We start from the raw sequence: 696 nt of genomic DNA on the forward strand, positions 1-696 counted from the left end.
GGCTCTTCGCAGTTGACCGGAATCTGTGTTGGTCCGATTACGCGACCTTCGGACGGGCGGTAACCGTGGGTAGCCACTGGGGGCGGGTGGAACGGGAGGCGGTGTAGCGGGCGCGGCGTTGCTGGTGGGTGACGTTGCGCAGGCCGAAGGCGGTGCGGTAGGCGAGTTTGGTGAGGCGGTTGACACCTTCGGCGGCGGCGTTGGACAGGCCGTGCAGGAGGGCGTTTGTGATCTCGACGCGCCAGGTGGAGATCGTCTCGGCGAGGGTGACGATCTCGGGGACGGCCGCGCCGACGGTGGCGCAGTACTCGAAGAACCTGGTCAGGGCCCTGTTCAGGTCGGTGCGGGTGGTCGCCCGGCCGGTGCGGGTCGGGGAGAGCGCGAGGAGGTCGAGGAGCAGGTTCTTCGCGCGCCAGGCGGCGCCGATCTCGAAGCAGGCCAGCCCGCCGAGGTCGGCGAGCGTGGTCAGGATCCTGTCCCGGCCGGTCGGGGTGAGGGTGGCCGGGCCACGCAGGAGCAGTCCTTTGATCTGGTACTCGGGGTCGGTGGCCCGGCCCCGGCGGCGCCGTAGCCGGTGGGTCGCCCGGCGGCGGACGTCACCGACGGTCCTGTTCGCGAGCTGGGCGACGTGGAACGGATCGACCGCGATCATCGCGTCGGGCAGGGCCACGCGGGCGGCGGCCTGGTAGGTCGTGG

1 protein-coding gene is annotated in these 696 nt (G+C 71.4%); it reads right to left on the minus strand.

The window, feature by feature from the left end; translation table 11 throughout:
* Positions 1-37: 37 nt before the first annotated feature.
* A partial coding sequence (locus tag AB1460_RS38040; RefSeq protein ID WP_368967451.1) for a transposase occupies positions 38-696 on the minus strand: 659 nt, incomplete at its 5' end.

Source organism: Parafrankia sp. FMc2, from assembly GCF_041008525.1.
In the GTDB taxonomy this organism is placed as follows: Bacteria; Actinomycetota; Actinomycetes; order Frankiales; family Frankiaceae; genus Parafrankia.